Source organism: Lysobacter sp. Root983 (assembly GCF_001429345.1).
GTDB lineage: Bacteria > Pseudomonadota > Gammaproteobacteria > Xanthomonadales > Xanthomonadaceae > Lysobacter.
Map to the genome: position 1 here is coordinate 1,253,191 of NZ_LMJO01000001.1, position 25,115 is coordinate 1,278,305.

General features: G+C 68.0%; 20 protein-coding genes. 8 read left to right on the forward strand and 12 right to left on the reverse strand.

Annotation, left to right across the window (positions count from 1 at the left end):
* Positions 1-4: 4 nt before the first annotated feature.
* The 3 genes from ASE43_RS05315 to ASE43_RS05325 all read left to right on the forward strand — a co-directional run bounded on the left by ASE43_RS05315 (position 5) and on the right by ASE43_RS05325 (position 5,531).
* On the forward strand, positions 5-1,810 hold the full coding sequence (locus tag ASE43_RS05315; protein WP_057159671.1) for a DUF885 family protein: 1,806 nt from the start codon (positions 5-7) through the stop codon (positions 1,808-1,810).
* 389 nt (positions 1,811-2,199) lie between these two features.
* Positions 2,200-3,873 carry a FecR domain-containing protein gene (locus ASE43_RS05320; RefSeq protein ID WP_057159672.1) on the forward strand — a complete coding sequence of 558 codons (1,674 nt, stop codon included), beginning with the start codon at positions 2,200-2,202 and terminating at the stop codon, positions 3,871-3,873.
* Positions 3,870-5,531 carry a CHASE2 domain-containing protein gene (locus tag ASE43_RS05325; RefSeq protein WP_235568647.1) on the forward strand — a complete coding sequence of 554 codons (1,662 nt, stop codon included), beginning with the start codon at positions 3,870-3,872 and terminating at the stop codon, positions 5,529-5,531. Before ASE43_RS05320 ends, ASE43_RS05325 begins: the two co-directional genes overlap by 4 nt.
* 21 nt (positions 5,532-5,552) lie before the next feature.
* Here ASE43_RS05325 and ASE43_RS05330 read toward each other — a convergent pair whose 3' ends face one another.
* The 4 genes from ASE43_RS05330 to ASE43_RS05345 all read right to left on the reverse strand — a co-directional run bounded on the left by ASE43_RS05330 (position 5,553) and on the right by ASE43_RS05345 (position 9,038).
* Positions 5,553-5,993, reverse strand: coding sequence for a hypothetical protein (locus ASE43_RS05330; protein WP_057159673.1), 441 nt, complete (start codon positions 5,991-5,993; stop codon positions 5,553-5,555).
* A gap of 53 nt (positions 5,994-6,046) precedes the next feature.
* Positions 6,047-6,928 carry a hypothetical protein gene (locus tag ASE43_RS05335; RefSeq protein WP_057159674.1) on the reverse strand — a complete coding sequence of 294 codons (882 nt, stop codon included), beginning with the start codon at positions 6,926-6,928 and terminating at the stop codon, positions 6,047-6,049.
* Positions 6,929-7,002: 74 nt separating this feature from the next.
* Positions 7,003-8,232: a WG repeat-containing protein gene (locus ASE43_RS05340; RefSeq protein WP_057159675.1), complete on the reverse strand. Its 1,230-nt coding sequence runs from the start codon at positions 8,230-8,232 to the stop codon at positions 7,003-7,005.
* A gap of 95 nt (positions 8,233-8,327) precedes the next feature.
* Positions 8,328-9,038, reverse strand: a complete 711-nt coding sequence (locus tag ASE43_RS05345) for an rRNA pseudouridine synthase (RefSeq protein WP_056176264.1) — start codon at positions 9,036-9,038, stop codon at positions 8,328-8,330.
* Positions 9,039-9,133: 95 nt separating this feature from the next.
* Here ASE43_RS05345 and ASE43_RS05350 point away from each other — a divergent pair, with 95 nt between their 5' ends.
* Positions 9,134-9,991, forward strand: a complete 858-nt coding sequence (locus ASE43_RS05350) for a PA4780 family RIO1-like protein kinase (protein WP_056176267.1) — start codon at positions 9,134-9,136, stop codon at positions 9,989-9,991.
* 510 nt (positions 9,992-10,501) lie between these two features.
* Positions 10,502-11,710: a S1 family peptidase gene (locus ASE43_RS05355; RefSeq protein WP_057159676.1), complete on the forward strand. Its 1,209-nt coding sequence runs from the start codon at positions 10,502-10,504 to the stop codon at positions 11,708-11,710.
* A gap of 364 nt (positions 11,711-12,074) precedes the next feature.
* Here ASE43_RS05355 and ASE43_RS05365 read toward each other — a convergent pair whose 3' ends face one another.
* The 4 genes from ASE43_RS05365 to ASE43_RS05380 form a co-directional block, all read right to left on the reverse strand.
* Positions 12,075-12,530, reverse strand: coding sequence for a BLUF domain-containing protein (locus tag ASE43_RS05365; protein ID WP_056176275.1), 456 nt, complete (start codon positions 12,528-12,530; stop codon positions 12,075-12,077).
* Between the two features lie 119 nt (positions 12,531-12,649).
* Entirely contained in the window at positions 12,650-12,964 is a 315-nt protein-coding gene (locus ASE43_RS05370) for a hypothetical protein (RefSeq protein ID WP_056176278.1), read from the reverse strand.
* Between the two features lie 79 nt (positions 12,965-13,043).
* Entirely contained in the window at positions 13,044-13,553 is a 510-nt protein-coding gene (locus tag ASE43_RS05375) for a hypothetical protein (RefSeq protein WP_157499666.1), read from the reverse strand.
* A gap of 143 nt (positions 13,554-13,696) precedes the next feature.
* A complete protein-coding gene (locus ASE43_RS05380) occupies positions 13,697-15,028 on the reverse strand; it encodes a DEAD/DEAH box helicase (RefSeq protein WP_056176287.1) in 1,332 nt (443 codons plus the stop codon).
* An 829-nt stretch (positions 15,029-15,857) separates the two neighbouring features.
* Here ASE43_RS05380 and ASE43_RS05385 point away from each other — a divergent pair.
* Both ASE43_RS05385 and ASE43_RS05390 read left to right on the forward strand, forming a co-directional pair.
* On the forward strand, positions 15,858-16,214 hold the full coding sequence (locus ASE43_RS05385) for a DoxX family protein (protein WP_056176290.1): 357 nt from the start codon (positions 15,858-15,860) through the stop codon (positions 16,212-16,214).
* A gap of 13 nt (positions 16,215-16,227) precedes the next feature.
* The gene (locus ASE43_RS05390; protein WP_057159679.1) at positions 16,228-17,418 is read left to right on the forward strand and encodes a low temperature requirement protein A; all 1,191 of its coding nucleotides are present in this window, start codon (positions 16,228-16,230) and stop codon (positions 17,416-17,418) included.
* Positions 17,419-17,522: 104 nt separating this feature from the next.
* On the opposite strand, the gene ASE43_RS05395 is transcribed toward ASE43_RS05390, so the two are convergent.
* The 4 genes from ASE43_RS05395 to ASE43_RS05410 all read right to left on the reverse strand — a co-directional run bounded on the left by ASE43_RS05395 (position 17,523) and on the right by ASE43_RS05410 (position 22,628).
* Positions 17,523-18,896 (reverse strand): MBL fold metallo-hydrolase, encoded by a 1,374-nt coding sequence (locus tag ASE43_RS05395; RefSeq protein WP_056176296.1) that lies wholly within the window; start codon positions 18,894-18,896, stop codon positions 17,523-17,525.
* Between the two features lie 123 nt (positions 18,897-19,019).
* Complete coding sequence (locus ASE43_RS05400; RefSeq protein ID WP_057159680.1) at positions 19,020-20,003, reverse strand: hypothetical protein; 984 nt, start codon at positions 20,001-20,003, stop codon at positions 19,020-19,022.
* A gap of 319 nt (positions 20,004-20,322) precedes the next feature.
* Positions 20,323-21,315, reverse strand: a complete 993-nt coding sequence (locus ASE43_RS05405) for a hypothetical protein (RefSeq protein ID WP_157499667.1) — start codon at positions 21,313-21,315, stop codon at positions 20,323-20,325.
* Between the two features lie 308 nt (positions 21,316-21,623).
* The gene (locus ASE43_RS05410; RefSeq protein WP_057159682.1) at positions 21,624-22,628 is read right to left on the reverse strand and encodes a hypothetical protein; all 1,005 of its coding nucleotides are present in this window, start codon (positions 22,626-22,628) and stop codon (positions 21,624-21,626) included.
* Between the two features lie 338 nt (positions 22,629-22,966).
* Between ASE43_RS05410 and ASE43_RS05415 the strand changes: the two genes are divergently transcribed.
* Positions 22,967-25,051 carry a M13-type metalloendopeptidase gene (locus ASE43_RS05415; RefSeq protein WP_057159881.1) on the forward strand — a complete coding sequence of 695 codons (2,085 nt, stop codon included), beginning with the start codon at positions 22,967-22,969 and terminating at the stop codon, positions 25,049-25,051.
* Positions 25,052-25,115: the final 64 nt, after the last annotated feature.

Consider the following 25,115-nt stretch of genomic DNA (forward strand, 5'->3'; position numbering starts at 1 on the left):
CGTAATGACCTTGCGCCCGCTCGCTCTCGCACTCGCTTTGACGGTCGCCGCCGCGGCCATCGCGCCCGGCTACGCAGCCGAAGCCCCCAAGGCCGCCGCCGCCGATCAGGCCAAGGCCGCCAAGCTCACCGCCCTGTACGGCCAGTACTGGGAAGAAATGCTGAAGCTCAACCCCGTCCAGGCCACCTTCCAGGGCGACAACCGCTACAACGATCAGCTGCCCGATTTCGGCACCGCCGAATACCGCAAGGAATCGCACGATTTCACCGTGCGCTGGCTCAAGACCGTGCAGGACATCGGCCCGGCCGGCCTGCAGGGCCAGGACCTGCTGAGCTACGAGACCTTCGTGCGCGATGCCAAGAGCTCGCTGGACTCCGAGCAGTTCCCCGACTGGATGATGCCGATCAACCAGATGGGCAGCATGGCCAGCTTCGCCGTGCAGCTGGGCTCGGGCACCGGCCCGCAGCCGTTCAAGACGGTCAAGGACTACGACAACTGGCTCGCGCGCGGCAACAAGCTGCCGGTGCTGTTCGACACCGCGATCGACAACATGCGCCAGGGCATGAAGGCCGGTGTGGTCCAGCCCAAGGCGCTGATGATCAAGGTGATCCCGCAGCTGGACGCGCTGATCAAGGACAAGCCGGAAGAGACGCTGTTCTGGGGCCCGATCACCAACCTGCCCAAGGACTTCTCCGACGCCGACAAGCAGCGCCTGACCGCGGCCTACCGCGAGATGATCACCAGCCGCCTGCTGCCGGCCTACAAGAAGCTGCGCACCTTCATCAACGACGAATATCTGCCGGCCACGCGCGACAGCGTCGGCATCGACAAACTGCCCAACGGCCAGGCCTGGTACGCGTTCAACGCGCGTCAGCGCACCACCACCAACCTCAGCCCGGCGCAGATCCATCAGATCGGCCTGGACGAGGTCGCGCGCATCCACGGCGAAATCCGCAAGGTGATGACCCAGGTCGGCTTCAAGGGCTCGCTGCAGGACTTCTTCAAGTTCATGCAGACCGATCCGCGCTTCAGCTTCAAGAGCGAGGACGCCCTGCTGGCGCACTACCGCGCGCTGGAAGCCAAGATCAACCAGAAGATCCCGCAGCAGTTCTCGCTGGTGCCGAAGGCGCCGTTCGAGATCCGCGCGGTCGAACCCTTCCGCGCCCAGTCCGCGGCCGGCGGCGAATACCGCAGCCCCAGTGAGGACGGCAGCCGTCCGGGCGTGTTCTACGTGAACACCTACGACCTGCCCACGCGCAAGACCTGGGACGCCGAGGATCTGTACCTGCACGAGGCGATCCCGGGCCACCACTTCCAGCTCGCGCTGCAGCAGGAGCTGACCGGCATTCCGGCCTTCCGTCGCTTCGGCGGCGAAACCGCCTTCATCGAGGGCTGGGGCCTGTACGCCGAATCGCTGGGCAAGGACCTGGGCGTCTACACCGATCCCTACGACTACTTCGGCTACCTGCAGAACGAGCTGTGGCGCGCGATCCGCCTGGTCACCGACACCGGCCTGCACAGCAAGGGCTGGACCCGCGAGCAGGTGATCAAGTACATGCTCGACAACTCCGCCGAAAGCGAAACCCAATCCACCGCCGAGGCCGAGCGCTACATCGCCTGGCCGGGCCAGGCGCTGGCCTACAAGATCGGCGAGCTCAAGATCCAGGAACTGCGCCGCAAGGCAGAAAAGGAACTGGGCCCGAAGTTCGACGTGCGCGAGTTCCACGCCGAAGTGCTGAAGGACGGCTCGGTGGCGCTGGACGTGCTGGAGCAGAAGATCGACCGTTGGATCGCCAGCAAGAAGGGCTGATCAGGCCCGCGATCGGACAGAAAAAGCCGGGCTTGCCCGGCTTTTTCTTTGTCTGGGTTTCCTGGCGGGCTTGGGCAACGCCCGTCCCGGTCCCCGTCCAGGCCCGGCCTGCCGACCGCAGCCGCGGCCCAAAGCCATGCCCGACGTGTCCATTCAGCTTCAGCGCTCGGGTGCAGCCCCCCTTGCAGACCCCGCGCCTGCCGCCCTGAGCGGCCTGCGCCAGGGCCGGCGCCGCGCCGTCGTCGCCCTGAGGGGCCGCCACCGCGTCCACACCCAAGGCGGCGAAAAAATCGCCACAAGGCACCGTCAAGCCGCATAATAGTGCGCGGCCCGTCACATTTTGGGCTCGATATCCTGCCCTAGCCCATAGCGCCAGCCACGGAAGACGGATGTTCGCCATTGCAGTGCCGACCCACCACGCCAGGCGATGGCGTCCGCTGGGCCGATTTCTTGTCGCCCTCCTGATCACCCTCGTACTGTCCGCCACGGCCTCGGCCCAGGAGTGGACCTATCGAGTGCGACCGGGCGACAACCTGTGGGAGCTCAGCGCACGCCATCTGCGCACCGACGTCGACTGGCGCCGTCTGCAGCAGCTCAATCGCGTCGCCGATCCGTATCGCCTGCCGCCCGGCACCCTGCTGCGTTTCCCGGTGTCCTGGTTGCGCATCGAACCGGCCAAGGCGCGTCTGGTCGCGCTGCGCGGCGCGGTGCGCGCGCAAGTGTCCTCGCACGCCAGCGTGACCTCGGCCAGCCAGGGCTTGCGCCTGAGCATCGGCGGTTGGTTGGAAACCGGGCCCGGCGCCAGCGCCACCCTGGAATTCGCCGACGGCTCGCGCCTGATGCTGATGGACAACAGCCGCATCGTGTTCGACCGCCTCAGCGCCTACGGCCAGACCGGCATGGTCGACACCCGCATGCGCCTGCAGCGCGGCCGTGCCGCTAACCGGGTGATCCCCGCGCGCGGTCCGGCTTCGCGCTACATCATCGAAACGCCGTCGGCGACATCGAGCGTGCGCGGCACGCGTTTCCGCGTGAACGCGGGCGGCGACGCGCAGCCGGGCAGCACCGAAGTGCTGGAAGGCAAGGTCCAGGTCGGCGGCGCCCAGGGCGCGGGCGTGCTGGTGCGTCCCGGCTACGGCAGCGTCGCCGCCAGCGGCGCGGCGACCTCGGCGCCGACCCGGCTGCTGCCCGCGCCGACGCTGGAGGACGCCGCCACCCAACTGGCCTCGCTGCCGATGACGCTGAGCTGGGCGGCGATGCCCGACGCGGTCGCGTACCGGATCGAAGTGGTGCGCGACGACGCGCCCGACGTGCTGCTGTTCGAAGCGCTCACCGCCGCCACCCGCCTGCGCATCGCCGACCTGCCGCCCGGCCGTCATCGCGTGCTGCTGCGCGCGGTCGCCGCCAACGGCCTGGGCGGCGAAGACGTCGAGCGCAGCTTCGAAGTCAGCGACCACCCCTTGCCGCCGCTGACCCTGCGCCCGCTCGACGGCGAGACCGCGCACACGCCGCGTCCGCGCTTCGAATGGGCGCGCGTCGAAGACGCCGCCGGCACCACGCTGGAACTGGCCGACGATCCGGCATTCGAGCGTATGCGCCTGCAGACCCGAGTGGACGGCCAACGCTATCGCCCGCCCGAACCGCTGCCGCCGGGTCGCTACTACTGGCGTCTGGCCTCGCGCGACGGCAACGGCCGCAGCGGTCCTTACGGCGACGCACTGACATTCGACGTCAGCGATGCGCCGGTGGATCCGGGCCTGCAGCCGCCCGAAGCCGCGCAAGGCCAACTGACCCTGCGCTGGAAGGACGCGGCGCCGGGCCAACGTTTCCATATCCAGATCGCGCGCAAACCCGACTTCGCAAAGCCGCTGCTGGATCGCGAAGTCGAGCAGCCGCAGGTCAGCCTCGACCGCCCCGGCGGCGGCCGCTGGTACGTGCGCGTGCAGACCATCGACGACGACGGCTACGTCGCGCCATACAGCCCGGCGCAACAGATCCGTCTGCCCTGCCGCGTGTGCTACGCCGGCGCGGGCGCCACCTTGCTGTTGCTGCTGGCCTTGTGAACATCCGCGCGTCGTCCTGGCCCCTGCGTATCGCCGCGGCCTTCGCCGCCGCGGGCCTGGCGGCGCTGATCAGCGCCAGCGGCGCGTTCTGGTGGCTGGACGACGCCTTCTACGACCAGCATCTGGCGGCGTGGACCTACCCGCCCGACGACGACGTCATCGTGGTCGCGGTCGACGACCAGAGCCTGGGCGAACTCGGCCAATGGCCCTGGCCGCGCGACCTGCATGCGCAACTGCTGGACCGCCTGCACCGCGCCGGCGTGCGCGGCGTCGCCCTGGACCTGGTGTTCGCCGAACCCGACCGCAGCGGCGAGGCGCACGACTTCGCGCTCGCCGACGCGCTGCGCCGCAACGGCCGCGTGGCCTTGCCGGTGATCGCCGCCGCGCCCAGCCAGAACGGGCCGCCGGTGGAAGTGTTGCCGACACCGGTGCTGGCCGCGGCAGCGGCCACGCTGGGCCACACCGACATCGAACTCGACGCCGAAGGCACCGCGCGCGGCCTGTACCTGCGCGCCGGGCTGGGCGAAGCGCGCTGGCCGGCGCTGGCGCTGGCGACCATCGGCCTCGACCCGGCGTATGCGCGCCGACCGCTGCCCGGCCTGCGCCGGCCCGCCAGCGAAGGCGGATCGCCCTATCAATGGACGCGCGACCACTATGTGCGCATCCGCTACGCCGGCCCGCCGGGCAGCTTCGCCCAGGTCTCCTACGCCGACGTGATCTCCGGCCGCGTGCCGGTCGAACTGCTGCGCGGGCGCTGGGTCGTGGTCGGCGTGACCGCGGCCGGGCTGGCGCCTCCGTTTCTGACCCCGATGTCCGACGAGTTGCGCATGCCGGGCGCCGAGTACCAGGCCAACGTGATGGAGATGCTGCTGCACGGTCGCGCGATCGTGCCGCTGGCGCCGCAATGGGGCGCCGCGCTCACCGCCGCGGTGGTGCTGGTGGTGGTGCTGTGCATCCTGGTGCCCGGTTTCCCGCGCCCCTTGCTGCTGACCTCCGCCTGCGTCTTGGCCACCCTCGCCGCCAGCATCGCGCTGCTGCGCATGGGCAATCTGTGGTTTCCGCCCGCCACCGCGATCGTCGCGATCGCGCTGGCCTACCTGGCCTGGATGATCGGGCACCTGCGCCATTGGCGTCGCCAGGCCCATCTGGACACCCTCACCCGCCTGGCCAACCGCCGCCGCTTCGATCATGTGCTCGAGCGCGAACTCGCCAGCGCGCGCCGCACCCGCGCGCCGTTGACCCTGGCCCTGATCGACGTCGACCACTTCAAGGCCTACAACGACGCCGAAGGCCACCGCGCCGGCGACAAGGTGCTGCGCCAGGTCGCCCACATCATCGCCGCGCACGCGCGCCGCCCACGCGACCTCGCCGCGCGCTTCGGCGGCGACGAGTTCGCCATCGTCCTGCCCGACACCGCCGCCGAGGGCGCGGCCCTGGTCGCCGCAGCCCTGCTCGCCGACATGCGCGCGCTCAACCTGCGCCATGGAGACGCCCTGGGCGGCGCCAAGGTCAGCATCAGCATCGGTTTGCATACCTGCGTGCCCGGCAACCACACGCGCGAACGCACCTTGTTCGATGCGGCCGACGCCGCCCTGTATCGCGCCAAGGAGAACGGGCGCGACGGCTATGCGGCGACGCGATCGGTCGAGGCCGAGTAGCCGCGGACCGCGCTCATCGCATCATTCCTCGGGCATGCGATCGGCGGGAATGTAGTCGCGCAAGCGCCGCATCAGCTCGCACTGCGCCGCAGCGCGATCCGGAAACGTCTCCCGCCAACGCGTCTGTATGTTCGAAACGCCGGATTCGGGCTCCATATCGAAGTCCAAGCCGATACCGAATCCGGACTTCACCGGCGCGATGTGCAACCTGTATTCGAACCCATCTTTCGCGGTGATCGTCCGCAACGGCGCCGACGCGAAGACCGGACAATTTTTCAGATAGGCTTCGTCGCGAAAGACGACGATCTTCATCGCCAGCGCAAGCACCGCGACGAAGGTGACGAGCAAAAGCGCTGCCCACCAACCGATGAGCCAGGCGCCCGCCAAGATCATGAGCGGACCCAGTACCAGCAGAACGAAGAAGGCTCGGTACCGGAAGCAGACGAAGGCCAGCGCGAGCACGAATCAGCCCGCCACGAAGATCGCGCCGCCAAAATCGCCAAGACCGGCTGTCATCATCGTTGCTCGACCATTCGCACCAACAGCTCGAATGCGCTGCTCTGTGCAGCCTCGACTGTACCGCCGATCGCGTCCCAACCCGTCCGCCAGGCTTCGTCGTACAGCGCTTCGTCGCCGTCCACCGCCTGCTCGGCGATACGTCGTACTTTGCGCCAGGTCTTCTCGAACTGGGCTTGGCTCCGGGCCTGCGAAAAATCGACGCCGGCGCGCTCCAGTGCAGGCACGACCACCGCGTCCACCCTGGGCGTAAGGCCCTCGTGCACCGCAAGCAGGATGCGTCCATGCATCGTGCTGGTGGCGATGGACAACACCCCAGACGTCACGGGGTTCCAATCTTCGGCCAGCGCCGGGTCGGTGGCGATCGCGGCAACGGCGGCCGAGCCGGCACTGTCTCCTGCTGCGGTCGATTTGATGGCCTGCGAGGCAGCCACGCCCAGCACCGAAGCCTGCTCGCTCGCCACCGCCAGCTGCGTGCTGTCGGTCACGCGCGACACCCTGTCGAAATAGGCATCGGGAAGGACACTGCAGGCGACCGAGATCGTCCTCATTTGCGAACGCGTGCTTGCGGCGAAGGGAGCTCCCTTCAACGATGGCGCTCGCAGGCCTCGCAATGCAGTCGCGTGCTCGGCCAGCTGCGGCCTTCCATCGGCCTCCAACCACAACGGCGCGTACTCGCGCACCAGCCAATCCAGCGCCTGGATACAGCGCGCGGTCTGCACGCCTGCGCCCGACCGCGTATCGCGCACCACGCCCTCCAGCGGCTGCAGCCAATGTCGGCCCTGGTCATCGGGCATGGATTCGCACCAAGTCTCCAGAAAGGCCGCGATCGCAGGACATGTCGCGTGCGCGGGATCGTTCCAGTAGCGATGCATGTCCATGCTCAATCCCATTCGCGTTGTTTATCGGCTCGGCCGCAGCTCGGGTCGCAACTCACTGCCGATGCTCCGCGGGCTCAACCTCCATAACGGGGATAGCTCGCGGGGAAGGCGACCGGGCCGCGCTGTCGCCGCTTGCCCGCGTCGCGCTTGGTGGTGGCCTTGGCGCAGTCGCGCGCGGCCCGTTCCGTGCCCGGCGGATCGGCGGCGTCGATGCAGACTGTGCGGCCAGCAACGACCATCAGGGCCTGCCCGCCGCCGTAGTCCTTGATCTGGTCGTACTTGAATTCCGTCAGCGGACGTCCGTCGGCATCGAGCAGGGCGATGCGCTGCGCACGCCAGACCGCGGTGAGTCCGCTCAGGTCCCAGGTGTCGTTGATATCGCTCTGGTCGTACACCCGCTTGCCATGCGTATCGAACAACTCCAGCCGATAACGTTCGTCGTTGGCCTTGCGCCACTGCATCCGTTCGTACTGATTGAGCGCTTCCGGCTCCGGATTGAGCAAGCTGCTGTAGCCCACCGTGCGCCCGTAGTAGCTTCCGCCTAGCCTGGTCATACGCAGGCCGGTGATGAAATTGACGGTGAAGCTCTTGTACTCCTGCTCGGACACTCGGGCCCAACCATGGTCGAGGCCATCGACCGCGTAGCCCGGCGAAACCTCGTAGTACTCGATCGGCAGCACGACCCGCCCCTGGGCATCGAGCATGCCGCGGCGAACCTTTCTCGGCTCTCCCGGCCGAGCGATATCGCGCTGCACCTGATACCAGGAGACGTCCGGGCGCAGCTTCGTCCTGACTCCGACGATGTTGAGGTACTCGAACGGGATGACGGTCTTTCCGTCCTGGCCGATGACGCCGTAGAGATCGTCCCTGAAATCCCCGCCCGAGGGCCGGATGGTCGCGATCGCCTGGCCGTTGACGAAGTGCAGCTCATCCTCGAACACGGTGGCCGATACTTCGTTGCCCTGCCGATCGAAGTGGCGCACGCTCTGCAAGCCGATAGCGCTCAGGCCCTGATCGCCCAGATCGGTGATGTGCTGATAGCCGATCGGGATCACGACGAGCTTGCGTCGGTCCACCACGCCGTAGGCCGCATCGCCCTTGTGGTCGATGCGTACCAGATACAGCCCGTCGCCGAGCGTCGCGACTTTGTGATGCGAGGGCGCGCGCTGTCCGCGCTCCACGATGGCGGTCGCCTTGGGCTCCGGCATCTCCTTGCCGGTCATGGCCTGGTAGTAGCGGACGGGCGCGCACGCCGTCAGCGAAAAAAGCGCAACGATTGCGGCGATCCTGGCCAGCTTGCTCATAGGCCCGATGTTTGCATGCTCAGGCGCCCGCGCGAAAGAACTTCACGCGATCGCGTTGCCGGCCATTGCAACAGCGGGCATCTCCCCGCGACGCCTCAGAAACGCTCGCCGACCGGCAGATAGCGCCACTCGCCCAGCGGCATCTTGCTCAAGGAAATGCGGCCGATGCGCAGACGCTTGCTGGACACCACCTGCAAACCGACTTGCGCGCACATGTGCCGCAGCTGCCCACCCATCACGTTCTTGATCGCGAAGCGCAGCCGGTTCTCGTTCGCCCAGCTGACCTTGCACGGCGCCAGCGGACGGCCGCGGTATTCCAGGCCCTGCGCCAACCGCTTCAAGCCGTAGGGGCCGAGCTCGCCGCTCACCTCGACCACGAACTCCTGCTCGATCTGGGGGTAGTCCTCGGTCAGGCGGCGCCAGGTGCGGCCGTCCTGGCTCAGCACCACCAGGCCGGAGGCCTCGGCGTCGATCGGCATCAGCGGGGTCAGGTTGTGGAAATGGCGCTTGAGCAGGCGCACCCCGGACAGATCGCCCTCGGCGTGCGTCGCCGCCAGGGCCAGGCCGGGCGTGTCCTTGAAGTCCATGCCGGCCGGCTTGTGCAGCAGCATCGTCGCCGGCTCGGCCGGCTCCAGCCGCGCCTGAGGATCCAACTCGACCCGTTGGCTCGAGATCGGCGCTTGCGGCTCTTCCACCACCTCGCCGTCGACCAGGACCCAACCGCCCTCGATGTACTGCTGGGCCTGCGCACGCGAACAGCCCGTCAATTCTGCGACACGTTTATCTAGACGTAGGGGCTCGGACATGGAAAAAGTCGGCGGGGAAGGCGTTAAGTGTAAAGATACGCCGGTGCCCGGTGGAAAACCCCTCTTCACCGGACCGATTGCGCTCATAGGACTAGATGAAGACTCCCTCCGGCTTGCAGGCGCTGATCGACGACGGCGTGATCGATGAAGTGATGCGCCCGCTGAAAAGCGGCAAGGAAGCCGCGGTCTACGTGGTCCGCTGCGGCAGCGAAGTGCGCTGCGCCAAGGTCTACAAGGACATGGCCCAGCGCAGCTTCCAGCAACGCGTGCAGTACCAGGAAGGCCGCAAGGTGCGCGGCAGCCGCGAGGCGCGCGCGATCGGCAAGGCCACCAAGTACGGGCGCAAGCAACAGGAAACCGCCTGGAAGAACACCGAGGTCGACGCGCTGTACCAGTTGCGCGACGCCGGCGTGCGCGTGCCCGAACCCTACGGCTACTTCCACGGCGTGCTGGTGATGGAGCTGGTCACCGACGCCGACGGCCACTCCGCACCGCGCCTGGGCGAGGTCGAACTGGCGCCGGACCAGGCCCGCGGCTTCCACCGCTTCCTGGTCCGCCAGGTAGTGAAGATGCTGTGCGTGGGTCTGATCCACGGCGACCTGTCCGAATACAACGTGCTGGTCGCGCCGGACGGCCCGGTCATCATCGACTTCCCCCAGGTCGTCAGCGCCGCCGGCAACAACGCCGCGCGCGCGATGCTGCTGCGCGACGTCAACAACCTCACCGCCAGCCTGGGCGCCTGGGCGCCGGAGCTGCTGGACACCTGGTACGCCGAGGAAATGTGGGCCCTGTTCGAGGCCGGCGAGCTGCACCCCGACAGCGAACTCACCGGCACCTTCGTGCACGACGAATCGACGGTCGACCTGGGCAGCGTGCGCGACGCGATCAACGACGCGCGCGAGGAAGCCTTGATCCGGCAGCAGGGGCGCGAAGCGGCGGCTGCGGAAGAGTAAGTGTCGGCGCGCCGTGCGCGCGCACCATCGCGATGCCGGCCGTTGGCGAGACGTGTCGCGGTTCGAGCGGGCTCCGACGGGGCGCCCCACGCGGCAAACCGGCACACACGAGCCTGGCTGCTCGCATACGCGGTTCCGACTCGCGCATGCAGCCCCAGACCGTCGCGAAGACCAGCCGAACCGAGCAACGCGATGCGGCATGCCGATGACGCCCCGGTCGGCGTGGCGATCCGAATCCGAAGCCGATCCGCATAATTTCAAGCGCTATTCGAGTGCCTTGCTGCATTCATCAGCAGCGCAATTGGCACAAATAGCGCGTTCATATTTCTGAACCAAGGAAGGCATCGCCCACCCGCCGCAATGAGTGGGGGGTGATCGCCTCGTGGGACGTTCTATCCCTTGCGGCACGACCAAGCGCTGCCCCCCCGCACGCCCACGACCCAGCGCCTGAGCCAGACCCGCCGCAACCGCTGTACGCATCCCTCTCTTTAGCTCAAGGAGTTTTCGGATATGCGCAAGTTCAGTATGTCGGTTATCGCTGCGACCGCAGCCATGTTGGTTTCCGGTGCGGCCCTCGCCGCCGACGACCTCGCCCCCGCGTTGAAGTCGGCCATGCAGCGCGACTTGGGACTCTCCGGCGCCCAGCTGGCCCAGTACCTCAAGGCCGAACGCTTGGCCGGGCAACAGGAAAAGTCCGCCGAGCGGCAACTCGGCCGCAACTTCGCCGGCGCCTGGCTGGAGCGCAAGGCCGATGGCTCGTTCGGCTTCGTGGCCGCCAGCACCTCGGCCAAGGGCAAGGTCGCCGGCGTCGAAACGCGGCAGGCCCGTTACAGCCTGGCCGCGCTGAATTCGGCCAAGGGCCAGCTCGACAGCCAGCTCGCCCGCAACGCCCGCGCGCCCAAGGGCGTGTACAGCTGGGCGGTGGATGTGCCCAGCAACAGCGTGGTGTTGGGCGTCGCGCCGGGCGCGGAAGAGGCGGCCGTCGATTTCGTCGCCCGCAGCGGCATCGACGCGAGCACCGTGCGCTTCGAAACCCTCAACGAAGCCCCGCAGCGCCGCATCGCGATACAAGGCGGTCGCGGCTACCTGCGCGATCCCGGCGACGGCTACGTGTACGCCTGCTCGGTCGGCTTCACCGTGACCCAGGGCAGCTCCCCGGGCTTCGCGACAGCCGGCCACTGCGGCACCACCGGCGAGGTCGTCTATCACGAAGTCTCGCAGTGGACGCCGGGCGTGAGGATCGGGTCCTTCGCCGCCTCCACCATGCCCAACGGCAATCAGACCGGTCCCGACCGCGGCTGGGTCAAGGTGGATAGCACGCACACGCTGTCGCCCAGCGTGTACGGCTACGGCAGCGGCGACGTCAACGTGCGTGGCAGCACCGAAGCCGCCGTCGGTGCGGCGCTGTGCCGTTCCGGCCGTACCAGCGGCTGGCGTTGCGGCGCGATCCGCAGCAAGAACATGACCGTGTCCTATGTGGACGACGCGGGCAATCCGGACGGAACGGTGACCGGCCTTACCCAAACCACCGCTTGCGCGGAAGGCGGCGACTCCGGCGGTTCCTTCATCACCGGCGTCGGCCAGGCCCAAGGCGTGCTGTCGGGCGGTAGCGGCAGCTGCAAGGGCCGTCAGGGCCGGACCGGCGGCGGCAACAGCTATTTCACGCCGATCAACTCCATCCTCAGCAGCTACTCGCTGACCCTGCGTACCAGCCCCTGATCCAAGGGCGCAGGTACCGACTCGAGCGCCCCGGTTCTCCGGGGCGCTTTTTTTCTGCGCGCGCGGGCCACCGAGCGGGCGCGCTCGACTCCGTCATCCGTCGCATGCTCTGTTATCTCCAGTGCCTGTGCCTGGCGACAAGGCGCCATGCCGATCGACAGCGGCGCCCCGAGCGCGACGGACAACGCTACGACATAGTCAGCGACGTCCTGCGCGGCGAATCGGCGGTCGCCCCGGGCGGTGTGCGCGACGCGAGCAACGGCGCGCACGAGGGCGCAGAGACGGGACGCGGCGGGAAGACCGACAGCGTGCGCCGACAGGGCCAGAACCGTGTCAAGGACGCCCCATCGCGTGGCCGCGCAGGCTAGGACGAAACCGACAGGCCGCCCGGCTGCTCCGCCAACCATTTGCTCCAGTGGTACAGCGCCAGCCCCACACCTTCGGAGGCCTTATCGCTGGCGCGGGTGATCGGCATCGCCTCGATCCAGGCCGCATTCGACAGTTCCTGCAAGGTGCTCTCCGGCGCCTGGCAGAAGCCCATGTGCCAACGCTCGAATTGCCGTTGCGCCACGGGGCCGTGCAAGAGTTCGATCAGCTCCCGGTGCCCACGCGCGTTACGGATGCGCTCGTAGACCTGATTCAGGCCTGCCGCCTCGCCTTCGATGTACTGGAAGAAGCGCCCATCGTGATGGAACAGCACGCCGGTCACGCCCACCGCGGCGTTGAACACGCGCGCATCCACCAGCAGCGCGTCGAGTTCCGCGGAAGACAGCCGCCGCGTGGCGGAGCTGCGATAAGCAATGGCGACGAGATCGGTCATGCGATTACCCTAGCATGCGCCAGTCGGGGCCTGCGCTCGACCGCGGCCTTCGCACCGTGGCGCCGGCCGTGCTCGCACCGACTGGCCGAACATGAACGTCTGCGCGATCCGGGCCGCCCTCACAGCGCCGCCTGCTGCAGCAACTTCGCCACCTCCAGGGCCTGCGCCTTGGTCAGCCGGAACGGCACCATGCTGATCGCCAGCGGCGCCTTGGACACCACCGACAGCGCCACGAAGCCCTGACCGTCGGAGTCCTCCATGCGGATCACGTTGAACGTCTGCGAGGTGAACGCGCCTCCGGTCAATTCGACCTTGCCTACTTCGCGCTTGATGGTGCCGCCCAGCAGCGCGCCGGTCAGGCTGCCGCTGCGCACGTAGCGAAAAATGAAATAGGCCACGACGCCGAGAAACAGGATGGGAAACAGGTAGTCCATTCGAGCCTCGTTCTTGGAGGGTCTTTCGCGATTGCGGCAACCAGCGATGCATCGCCGCCATCGCAACCGATCGATGCGTCTAGCGACTCCGCAACCCGGCACCGATACGCAAGGCGTCGATGGTGTTGGCTTGGAAACGCAGCGCTTTCACTTTCATATCCGGCTGAGTGGTACGTCCGACGAACAGCACCGCGGGCGTGCGCCTTTGCCCGGGCATCGGGTCGACATTGCCGTCTATGACGATGGTGTGGTCGAAGGTCGCCTGAAACGACTTGCCGTCGGGCGCCAGGACGATGTCATGGACGTCCCAGGCATAACCCCAGAACAGCTGACCCGGTCGCGTCGGGTCCTGCATGGCCGGGTGGAAATCGACGATACGCCGATAGCCGCCCTTGCGGTCGCGCCGGTAGAAGGAATAGTCGATCCCGTCCTCGAAACCGTAGGCGATCACGCGCAGGCTGGGATCGGCTTCGAGCTTCCACTCGTAGCACATGCCGTCGCCGGGATTGGCGCAAAAACCCGAGTTCGCGGGCACTGGCGTCATCGCCCGTGCCGCGGCGTTCGCCGGCGCCAAGCCGATGGCGGTCAATGCGAGCACCGCGGTGCCCGCCGCAAGATGAAACTTCATGAGCCCCCCAAGCCCTGTGTCGCAACCATCCTAGCGCCGGAACTTGGCGCCGCCAAAGAAAAAGGCCGGCGATGCCGGCCTTTTTCATCGACGCTGCGAAACGCTTACGCGCCTTCGCGACGCTGGCCGCTGCCCGAACCCGTGCGGCCGCCGCTGCGGTGCTGCGGACCGGCGTGGGCGTGGCGCGGGGCCGGCTTGCCGTGCGGACGGTGGGCCGGCTTGCGCGGGCCGTTGTTGCCGCCCGGACGCTGGCCGCCGGGGCGACGCGCGCCCGGAGCGTCCGAACCCATGCGGATCGGACGGCTCGGCTCGAAGCCTTCGACCGTGACCATCTGGATGTCGTCCTTGAGGATGCGCTGGATCTGGCGCAGCAGGCCGCCTTCGTCCGGCGACACCAGCGACAGGGCTTCGCCGGTCGCGCCGTTGCGGCCGGTGCGGCCGATGCGGTGCACGTAGTCCTCGGCCACCATCGGCAGGTCGAAGTTGATCACCAGCGGCAGGCTGGGGATGTCCAGACCGCGCGCGGCGACGTCGGTGGCGACCAGCACGCGGGCCTTGTTGGCCTTGAAGTCGCGCAGGGCTTTCTGGCGCTGGGCCTGGCTCTTGTTGCCGTGGATGGCGACGGCCTTGAAGCCGGCGTCTTCCAACTGTTCGGCCAGGCGGTTGCAGCCGTGCTTGGTGCGGCCGAACACCAGCACCTGGTCGGTGCTGCGCTCGGCGAGGATGCGCACCAGCAGATCGCGCTTGCGGCCGCCGTCGACCGGATGCGCCTTGTGGGCGATGGTGTCGGCGATGGTGTTGTTGGCCGCGACCTGGACCTGCTGCGGCTCGCGCATGAACTCCAGCGCGAGCTTCTTGATCTCGGCTTCGAACGTGGCCGAGAACAGCATGGTCTGGCGCTGCGGCGGCACGCGGCCGAGGATGCGCTTGATCGCGGGCAGGAAGCCCATGTCGAGCATGCGGTCGGCTTCGTCCAGGACCAGGATTTCGATCGCGTCGAGCTTGGCGGTGCCGCGCTCCATGTGATCGATCAGGCGGCCCGGGGTGGCGACCAGCACGTCGACGCCGCGACGCAGCATGTCGACCTGCGGACCCATGCCGGCGCCGCCGTAGATCGAGCAGATGCTCAGACGCAGGTGCTTGGCGTAGCTGCGCAGGCTGTCGTTGACCTGCACCGCGAGTTCGCGGGTCGGCACCAGCACCAGCGCGCGCGGCTTGCGCGGGCCGTTGCTGCCGGTGAGCTTGGACAGGCGGTTGAGCAGCGGCAGGCCGAACGCGGCGGTCTTGCCGGTACCGGTCTGGGCGCCGCCCAGCAGGTCGTGACCGGCCATGGCCAGCGGAATCGCTTCGGCCTGGATCGGGGTCGGGGTGTTGTAATTCTGCTCGACGAGCGCGCGCAGCAACGCGGGCGCAAGCCCGAGGGATTCAAACGTCATGTGGAACTCCAAGTACTGATGATCCGCGGACCGAAGTCGCGGAGTCACTCGGAGCGTTCCCTAAAACCGCGCTGCGAGTAATCGAAATGACGGTGCCGGATGCTCCGGACCGTGTCGGCGCTACGAAAGACGTGCGGGATAAAGCCGATCGCCTAAGAGCAGTGGACTCTTGCGATGCGGCGGGCAACCTGGGAAACGTACCCCTTGCGGGGAGGCAGCCGTGCGCTGAACAGGCGGCATGCTACGCGAAAGCCCGCCTGTGCGCTAGCGCTAAATTCTTGTCGGGACAGGAAAAACCCGCCCTGGGAGACGCGGGAACCCGTGCACGGCGGCACAACCGGTTCGTACCTGAACGAAAGGCTTGCCTCTCCCTGCCTCGCCGACGAAGCCTAGGCGCCGGCGCCGCCCCCCCTATCTGGTCGGCAACCGCAGGCCTGCAGCCGGCGCTACGGCACGATGCCTTGGGCGCCATCGTGACCGCGCGCTCCGGTCTGTCACGGCTGCGGCGCAAACCGGCGCCCTACCCCTAGCCCGCTCCGCGGAACGGGCTGAGCCGCGACGATCTGTTCCTAGCCGCGTGGGCAGCGACCGCAGTGGCGACGAGAGCGGCGCCGCTCTGGTCGATCGCAGGGTATGCATGATCCGGCCAGTCCTTCGTCGTCGACCCAGCCCGCGGATCAGGGCCGCCAGGAGCATCGCGCCGTGCGGGGTCGTGCCCGTGCAGGGTCATGCAGGATTGCGCGCGGGCTGGTAGAAAGGGGCGTAGCCGCGCGTCCGCCGGGCGCACGGCGCGGCAATGCCGGATCCACCGCAGCCTGGGGAGCGGGCCATGGACAATCGCAGTCTCGCCACCACCGCACGCACGCTGATCGCGAGCGTCTTCATCGTCATGGGCCTGTACCGCCTGCTCACGGCCTGGGGCGGCGCGGCGATGCCGGTCGCGAGCCTGGTCTTCAGCGCGGTCGAACTGGTGCTGGGCCTGCTGATCGCCAGCGGCTGGAAGCTGCGCTGGACGGCCGGCCTGGCCGCCTTGCTGATGGCGGTGGACGCGGCGATGTCGCACCCGTTCTGGAGCCTGTCCGGCGTTGAGCGCGGCGCCCAGCTGCTGCACTTCATGAAGAACGTGGGCCTGATCGGCGGCCTGTTGCTGCTGATCGCGCACGCCGGCCACCCGCCGCGACGTTGAGCCGGACCGCAGCATGAGCACCGTCGTCCGTTCCCTACTGCGCAACCGCAACACCGACGGGCACGGTCGCGTGACCATGGTCGAGCTGTTCTTCGACCTGGTGTTCGTGTTCGCGGTCACCCAGCTTTCGCACACGCTGCTCGCGCACTTGAGCCTGCTCGGCGCGCTGCAGACCTTGCTGCTGTTTCTGGCGGTGTGGTGGGTGTGGATCTACACCTCCTGGTGCACCAACTGGCTGGATCCGGATACCGCGCCGGTACGGCTGTTGCTGTTCGCCCTGATGCTGGGCGGGCTGCTGCTGTCCAGCGCGCTGCCGGAGGCCTTCGGCGAGCGCGGCCTGCTGTTCGCCGCGGCCTACGCCGCGATGCAGGTCGGACGCACGCTGTTCATGGTGGTCGCGCTGCGCGGCGTGCATCCGACCTTGTGCCGCAATTTCCTGCGCATCGCGGTGTGGCTGATGGTGTCGGGCGCGCTGTGGATCGCCGGCGGCCTGGCCGACGGCGAAGCGCGCTTCGCCTGGTGGGCGGGCGCGCTGCTGATCGAGTTCTTCGGGCCGGTCGCGTTCTTCTGGGTGCCGGGCCTGGGCCGTTCGAGCATCGGCGACTGGGACGTGGACGGCGGCCACCTGGCCGAGCGCTGCGGCTTGTTCGTGATCATCGCGCTGGGCGAATCGATCCTGGTCACCGGCGCGACATTCGCCGGGCTGCCGCTGGACGCCAGCCACACGGCCGCCTTCGTGATCGCCTTCGTCGGCAGCGTGGCGATGTGGTGGCTGTATTTCGACAGCGGCGCCGAACGCGCCAGCCATCGCATCGCCCATGCCGCCGACCCCGGACGGCAGGCGCGCATGGCCTACACCTACCTGCATCTGCTGATCGTGGCCGGCATCATCGTCTGCGCGGTCGCCGACGAAATCGTGCTGATGCATCCGGGCCATGCCGACAACGCCGGCATCGCCGCGATCCTCGGAGGCCCCGCGCTCTACCTGCTAGGCAACGCGTTGTTCAAGTGGACGACGAACGACCGCCGGACGCCGCCCTTGTCGCATCTGGCGGGTTTGGTTCTGCTGCTGGCGACAGCGCTGGCGGCGCGGCCGCTGCATCTGTCGGCGCTGGCGCTGGGCGGCGCCACCACCGCGATCCTGGTGCTGGTGGCCGCATGGGAGTGGCTGGCGCTGCGGCGCGTGGCGCGACCGGCGCACTGAGCGCGGGCGCCGGCGTTTGCGAAAGACCTGGCGCAGGCGCGGGACGCTCGAAAAAGCCCGGACGCGGCCCCGAGTGACCGGCAGGCGAACCTGCGCTTGCGCGATCAGACGTCCAGGCTCATGCCCGGCCGCACCAGCACCGGGGTGACGCCGTAACGTTCGCCGACTTCGCCCGCCAGCGCCTCGCGCGCCTTGTCCTCGCCGTGCACCAGCGCCAGCGGCGGATGACCGGCGATCGCGCCGTACCACTCCATCAAACCGTGCTGATCGGTATGCGCCGAGAGGCCGCCGACGGTATGACGCTGGGCGTTGACGCGCACGTCGCGACCGTGGATGCGCGCCCACCGGGCGCCGTCGACCAGACGCCGGCCGAGGGTGCCTTCGGCCTGATAACCGACGAACACCACCCGCGTCTCGCGCCGCTCCAGGCGTTGCCGGAAGTGATGCAGGATGCGGCCGGCGTTGGCCATGCCGGAGCCGGCGATCACGATCGCGCCGCGCTCGATGCGGTTGATCGCCATCGAATCCTCGGTCGACTCGGTCAGACGCAGATTCGGCAAGCTGAAGGGATTGGGCCGGTCGCGCCAGACCTGTTGCGCGTCCTGGTCGAACAGATCGGTGTGGCGGTCGTAAACGCCGACCACCTTGGCCGCCATCGGGCTGTCGAGGAAGATCCGCCAGCGCGCCATCTGCCACTCGTCCCAATGCTTGGCGAACCAGTACAGCAGCTCCTGGCTGCGCCCGACCGCGAACGCCGGAATCAGCACGTTGCCGCCGTCGCGCCAGGTCTCCTCGAGGATGCGCCCGAGTTCGCGGATGGTCTCGGCGCGGTCGCGGTGCAGGCGGTCGCCGTAGGTCGATTCCATCAGCACCAGGTCGGCGCTGTCGATGCGCGCCGGATCGCGCAGGATCGGCGTGCCCTTGGGCCCGAGATCGCCGGAGAACACCAGCTTGCGCCCCTCGGCATACACCTCGACCGCGGACGAACCCAGGATATGCCCGGCCTCGCGGAACGCGATCTCGACGCCGGGCAGGATCTGGCTGCGCTGGTCGTAGGGCAGCGGGCGTACCCGCGCCATCGCGGCCTCGACATCGGCCTGGGTGTACAGCGGCACCGCTTCGGGCTCGTCGTCGCGGCGGCGGCGGTTGCTGCGCTCGGCCTCGCTCTGCGCGATGTGGGCCGAATCCAGCAGCATGATCCGCATCAAGTCGGCGGTCGCGGCCTGGGCATGGATCTGGCCGCGGAAGCCGCGTTGGACCAGCAGCGGCACGCGGCCGATATGGTCGATGTGCGCATGGCTGATCACCAGCGCGTCGAGCGCGGCCACATCGAACGGAAACGGATCGGCATTGCGGCGCTCGGCCTCGGGACTGCCCTGGGTCATGCCGCAGTCCAGCAGCAGGCGCCGGCCGGCGGCCTCGACCTCGTGCAGCGAGCCGGTGACCTCGCCGGCGGCTCCGTGGAAATGCACTTTCATCGCGATGCTCCGAGGGCGGGGCCGTAGCGGCCGTAGTCCGCACCTTCGCGCATGCGCGCGGGCTCCACAAGACCGAAGGCCCGCGCGAGGCGGGCCTTCGGGGCAAAGCGGACCGGCGTGGACTCAGCGGCCCGGGACTCGGCAGCAGCGAGCGGTCGCGGTGACCGTTCCGGCCGAGGCACTGTCGTTGACCATGTTGCAATGCGAGGTCCAGCTACCCGCCACGCGCATGCCGAAGATCGAAGGACGGCACTGCGTTTCGACCGCCGTATAGCCTGCGGGGCAGCTGCCCGCGAAGGCGTTGCCGGCCGCGCCAGCGGCGAGATTGAGCACCGTGCCGTCGACTTCGACGCACTGCAGCGCGGTCGCCTGCGGATTGATGAAGTAGCCGATGATGTCGCCGACCAGGTGGGTCTGGGCGAACGAGTACACGCTCAGCTCGTTGGCCGAAGCGCCCTGATCCAGCGCGACCGTGGCGAGGTTGCCGCGGATGTCGCCGCCGCCGTAGTTCACCGTCGCCGCCAGCGGCTGGGTGGTGCCGAACGGGAAGGCGGTGATGTAGCCCGCGGCCGACGGCGTGACGGTGGTGAAGTTGATCACCGCCGCGGCGAACGAGCCGGCCGCGCCAACGCCGTTGCAGTTGCTGGCGGCGCCGCCCTGGAAGCTATAGTCGGAGACCGCGGTGACGTCGAAGCTGCGCACGGTGTTGGCCGCGATCGCGCCGCCGGCCAGGCGGGTGTCGAACAAGCGGCAGGGCGAGATCGGCACGAACACCAGATCGGTGGCGGCGTCGCCCAGCGCGTTCGGCACGACATCGGCGCCGGCCTTGGCGACCTGCGGGCCGAGCAGCGCCGTGTTCATGGCGTCGAAGCTGGAGGCATCGGCGGCGCCTTGCAGCGCGCTCATCGGCGCCTTGGCGAAGACCGGCCCCATTTCCTTAGCCCAGGCGCCGATGTCCTCGCGATAGGCTTCCTGCACGTACGGGCCCCACTTCTTCACGACCTGATAAACGAGCTCGCCACGCGCACCGCGACCGGCGGCATCGGCGGGCTGCGACAGCAAAGGCGCAAGCGCGAACAGACCGACGGTCAGAATCAACTTGTTCATATGTATCCCCTCATAGGTTCGACTCGCGGGTCGAGCCCCCCGTGGACTCGATCGCCGACATTCGAAAGGACGAGAACCGCAGGGAAAACAGGACAGACGTCACACTTTCAGCGCCAGGCATCGCGAGAAATGCGGCGAGTCGCGCGGCGTATGTCCATCCGTGGCGACTCGCCCATGCCTGCAAACGTTTGCGGACACGGCTCGCCACGCGCGACATCGGGGTTAACACCCAGACGTCGCCGACAGCCATAAAAGGAAAGGCCCGCACGGAGCGGGCCTTTCGCGTATTGCGCTTGCTACGACTTGGCGGCTTGGACCGTCAGCGACCCGGCACCCGGCAGCAGTCGGCGAAGGCGACGACGTTCATCGCCACCGCGCTCTCGTTCGCCCACGAGCAGTAGTGCACCAAGCCGTTCGGGTACGAGCTCACGACGCGGCCGCTGTAGCTGGCCGAATAGCAGTCGCCACCGGTCATGGTGTAACCGACCGGACACGCCGGCGAAGGCGCGTTCAAGGTGCCGCTGGCGGTGAGGTTGTACGAGGTCTGCACTCTGGTGCAATCCAACGCCGTCGCCTGCGGGTTGATGAAGTAGCCGATGATGTCGCCGACCAGATGGGTCTGGGCGAACGAGTACACGCTCAGCTCGTTGGCCGAAGAACCCTGATCGAGCGCGACCGTGGCGAGGTTGCCGCGGATGTCGCCGCCGCCGTAGTTCACCGTCGCCGCCAGCGGCTGGGTGGCACCGAACGGGAAGGCGGTGATGTAGCCCGCAGCCGACGGCGTGACGGTGGTGAAGTTGATCACCGCCGCGGCGAACGAGCCGGCCGCGCCAGCGCCGTTGCAGTTGCTGGCGGCGCCGCCCTGGAAGCTGTAGTCGGCGACCGCGGTGACGTCGAAGCTGCGCACGGTGTTGGCCGCGATCGCGCCGCCGGCCAGGCGGGTGTCGAACAAGCGGCACGGCGAGATCGGCACGAACACCAGATCGGTGGCGGCGTCGCCCAGCGCGTTCGGCGTGATCTCAGGACCGGCCTTGGCGACCTGCGGGCCGAGCAGCGCGGTGTTCATGGCGTCGAAGCTGGACGCGTTGGCGGCGCTTTGCAACGCGCTCATCGGCGCCTTGGCGAAGACCGGCCCCATCTCCTTGGCCCAGGTGCCGATATCCTCGCGATAGGCTTCCTGCACGTACGGGCCCCACTTCTTCACGACCTGATAAACGAGCTCGCCACGCGCACCGCGACCGGCCGCGTCGGCAGGCTGCGACAACAACGGCGCAAGCGCGAACAACCCTGCCGCCAGAATCAACTTCCTCATCCCTGTATCCCCTTTTAGGTTCGAATCGCGGGTCGGGCCCCAATGGACCCGATCGCCGACGCTCCAAGCACAGAGACGGAAACCAGGACAAAAACCGGACACCCATCACAAAGTATTTGCTGCGCCCCGCCCGGATCGAGGCCGTCGCCCGTCGCGACTAGCGGCGTTATGGCACTGGCATGCGGTTATGGCGGTCGTCGCACAAGGCGATGAGACTCCGTGATGGCGCCGGCCCTGACGCGGAAACGCAAAAGGCCCGCATCGCGCGGGCCTTTCGCCTGTATCGCGCGATAGCGCGCCCTAAGCGGTCAACGTCCTGGCAGACGGCAGCACTCGGCGTACACGGTCACCTGCATCGCGGTCGGGCTTTCGTTGGTGAAGACGCACTGATGCAGCAGGCCATTGGGGTAGGAAGCGACCACGCGGCCGGCGTTACCCGCCGCCTGGCAGTAGCCGCCGGTCTTGGTGTAACCCGCCGGACAGCTGGGCGAGGTGCCGGTGAACGAGGCGCTGCCGTTCATGGTGCTGATGGTCTGCACCGTCGTGCATTGCAGAGCGGTGGGGGTCGGGGCGATGAAATAACCGACGATGTCGCCCACCAGATGCGTCTGCGCAAACGAGTACACGCTCATGTCGCTGGACGCGGCGCTGGCGTCCAGCGCGACCATGGCCAGATTGTTGACGATATCGCCGCCGGCATAGTTCACGCTCGACGCCAGTGGTCGCGCGCCTTGATAGGGATAGGCGGTGATGTAGCCCGCCGTGCCGGGCGTGACCACGGTGAAATTGATCATCGCCGCGCCGATCGCGCCGACCGCGCCCACGCCGTTGCAGTTGCTGGCGCTACCGCCCTGGAAACTGTAATCGGTGACCGAAGAGACATCGAAATCGCGCGTGCCGTTGGCCGGGATCGCACCGCCGGCGATACGGGTGTCGAGGATGCGGCAGGGCGCGATCGGCACGAAGGTGAGGTCGGCGCCCAAGTTGCCGATCGCGCTCGGCACGATCTGGCCCTGGGCGGTGGCCTTGCCCAGCAACGCATCGTTCATGGCATCGAAATCGCGCGCGTCGGCGGCCCGCTGCAGCGCGTTCATCGGCGACTTGGCGAAGATCGGCCCCATCTGGCGCGCCCAGGCGTTCATGTCCGCCCGATAGGCCTCCTGCACGTGCGGGCCCCATTTGCGCACGATCTGATAGACCAGCTGGCCGCGCGGCGAATAACCGCTAGCGTCGGCGCTGCGAACGAGGCCGGAGGCGAGCAGCAAGGGCGCGGCTATGGCCAAGGCGGCCAGGGTAAGCAAGGATTTCTTCATATCGTTCCCTCTGGCGCGGCGCGCAGGAGGAAACCGCTGAGGCTCCCTGCCCGGTGCCGCGGGTTAGTCGGCGTCCGCCGCCAGAGTATGCCGAGAACCACGCAAATGTTATGCCAAAGCTGGCGAAGCGCCCGGCGGGCGGGCCTCTAAACCCGAGTTGCGCGCGCCCGGCACGCGCAACGCAGCCGGGCGCGCGGCCCCGCCATGACCTTCGACACCCCCTGGCGAGGCCGAAGGGGTCTATTGTCCTGCCACGCCCCGACCGGGGCGGTAGCCATGCCCTACTCCCAAACGCCGTCAGGCCGGAGCTCGTTGTGACCTTGAAGAAACCCCAAATTCTGCTGTTGACCCTCGCCATCACCACCGCGATGGTCGCCTGCACCAAGAAGGACGAGGCCGCGCCGCCGGCCGCCGACGCCGCCAAGCCGACCGCCGACGCCGGCGCGGTGAAGATCGATGACAGCACGCTGCCGAAGGTCAACCGCTTCCTGGCCAGCGACCTCGACACCAGCAAGGACGCGTGTACCGATTTCGGCGGCTACGTCAACGGCAAGTGGCTGGCCGCCAACGCCATCCCGGGCGACCGCACCTCCTGGGGCGCGTTCGAAATGCTCGACGAGCGCTCCACCGCGGTGCAGAAGCAGCTCGCCGAGAAGGCCGCCGAACTGCCCAACGCCACCGGCGTGGACAAGCTCGTCGGCGATTTCTACGCCAGCGGCATGGACGCGGCCAAGATCAACTCGCAGGGCATCAACCCGATCAAGGGCGACCTCGACGCGATCGCCAAGCTCGAGAACAAGGACCAGATCGCCGACTACCTGCGCGCCAGCGCCGCCAAGGGCCAGAACGTGCTGTTCGGCTTCGGCGCCGAGGCCGACTTCAAGGACTCCAAGAACAACATCGCCTACGCCTCGCAGGGCGGCCTGGGCCTGCCGGATCCGACCTACTACACGGCGGCCGACAAGAAGGAAAAGCTGGACGCCTACGAGAAGCACATCGGCAACGTGCTGCAGCTCAGCGGCGTGGCCGCGGCCGACGCCGCCAAGCAGGCCAAGGACGTGATCGCGTTCGAAACCCGCCTGGCCAAGGTCTCCAAGACCAGCGAGCAGCTCTCGCGCGACGCCAGCCTGTACTACAACCCGGTCAGCCTGGCCGATGCCGACAAGCTGACCCCGAACTTCCCCTGGACCAAGTTCTTCGAGTCGCAGGGCGTGCCCGCGCAGAAGATGTTCTCGCTGGCGATGCCGGCGTTCCATCAGGAAGTCAGCAAGATGCTGGCCGACGTGCCGGCCGCGCAGTGGCAGAGCTACCTGCGCTTCCACACCGTCGACAGCGCCTCGCCGTATCTGTCGGACGACTTCGTCAAGGAGAACTTCGAGTTCTACCGCAAGACCCTGCGCGGCCAGACCGAGCTGAAGGAGCGCAGCAAGCGCGTGCTCGACACCGTCGAGGAGCAGGTCGGCGAGGCGCTGGGCCAGATGTACGTCAAGGTGGCCTTCACGCCCGAATCCAAGGCGCGCATGGAGACCCTGGTCAAGAACCTCAGCGAGGCGCTCAAGGTCCGCATCGAGAAGCTGGACTGGATGAGCCCGGAAACCAAGAAGAAGGCGATGGACAAGTGGGCCGCCTTCACGCCCAAGATCGGCTACCCCGACAAGTGGCGCGAGTGGGCCGGCCTGCAGACCAACCGCGACAGCTACTACGGCAACGTGATGGCCGCGACCGAGTTCAACTACAAGTGGAACCTGGGCAAGGTCGGCAAGCCGGTCGATCGCACCGAATGGGGCATGCCGCCGCAGATGGTCAACGCCTACTACAACCCGCTGCAGAACGAGATCGTGTTCCCGGCCGCGATCCTGCAGCCGCCGTTCTTCGATCCGAACGCCGACGACGCCACCAATTACGGCGGCATCGGCGCGGTGATCGGCCACGAGATGACCCACGGTTACGACGACCAGGGCAGCCGCTTCGGCGCGACCGGCAACTTCGAGAACTGGTGGCAGCCGGCCGACGCCAAGGGCTTCAGCGGCCGCACCGACAAGCTGATCGCCCAGTTCGACGGCTACGAAGCCGCGCCGGGCGCCAAGGTCAACGGCAAGCTGACCCTGGGCGAGAACATCGCCGACCTGGGCGGCCTGGCCACGGCCTACGACGCGATGGTCAAGGCCACCGCCGGCCAGCCGGACCCGAAGACCGACGGTCTGACCCGCGACCAGCGCTTCTTCCTCAACTGGGCCACCGTGTGGCGCCGCAACTTCAAGCCCGAAGAGCTGAAGGTGCGCCTGGCCACCGATCCGCACGCGCCGGCCAACTTCCGCGCGATCGGCGCGCCGTCGAACCTGCCGGCCTTCGCCGCGGCGTTCTCGTGCAAGCCGGGCCAGCCGATGGTGCGCGAAGGCGACAAGCAGGTCGTGATCTGGTGAAAACCGGCGCCGCCGTTCGCGGCGGCGCCGTCTAGCGGTTACTTGCCCTCGTCGGCAGGCGCGA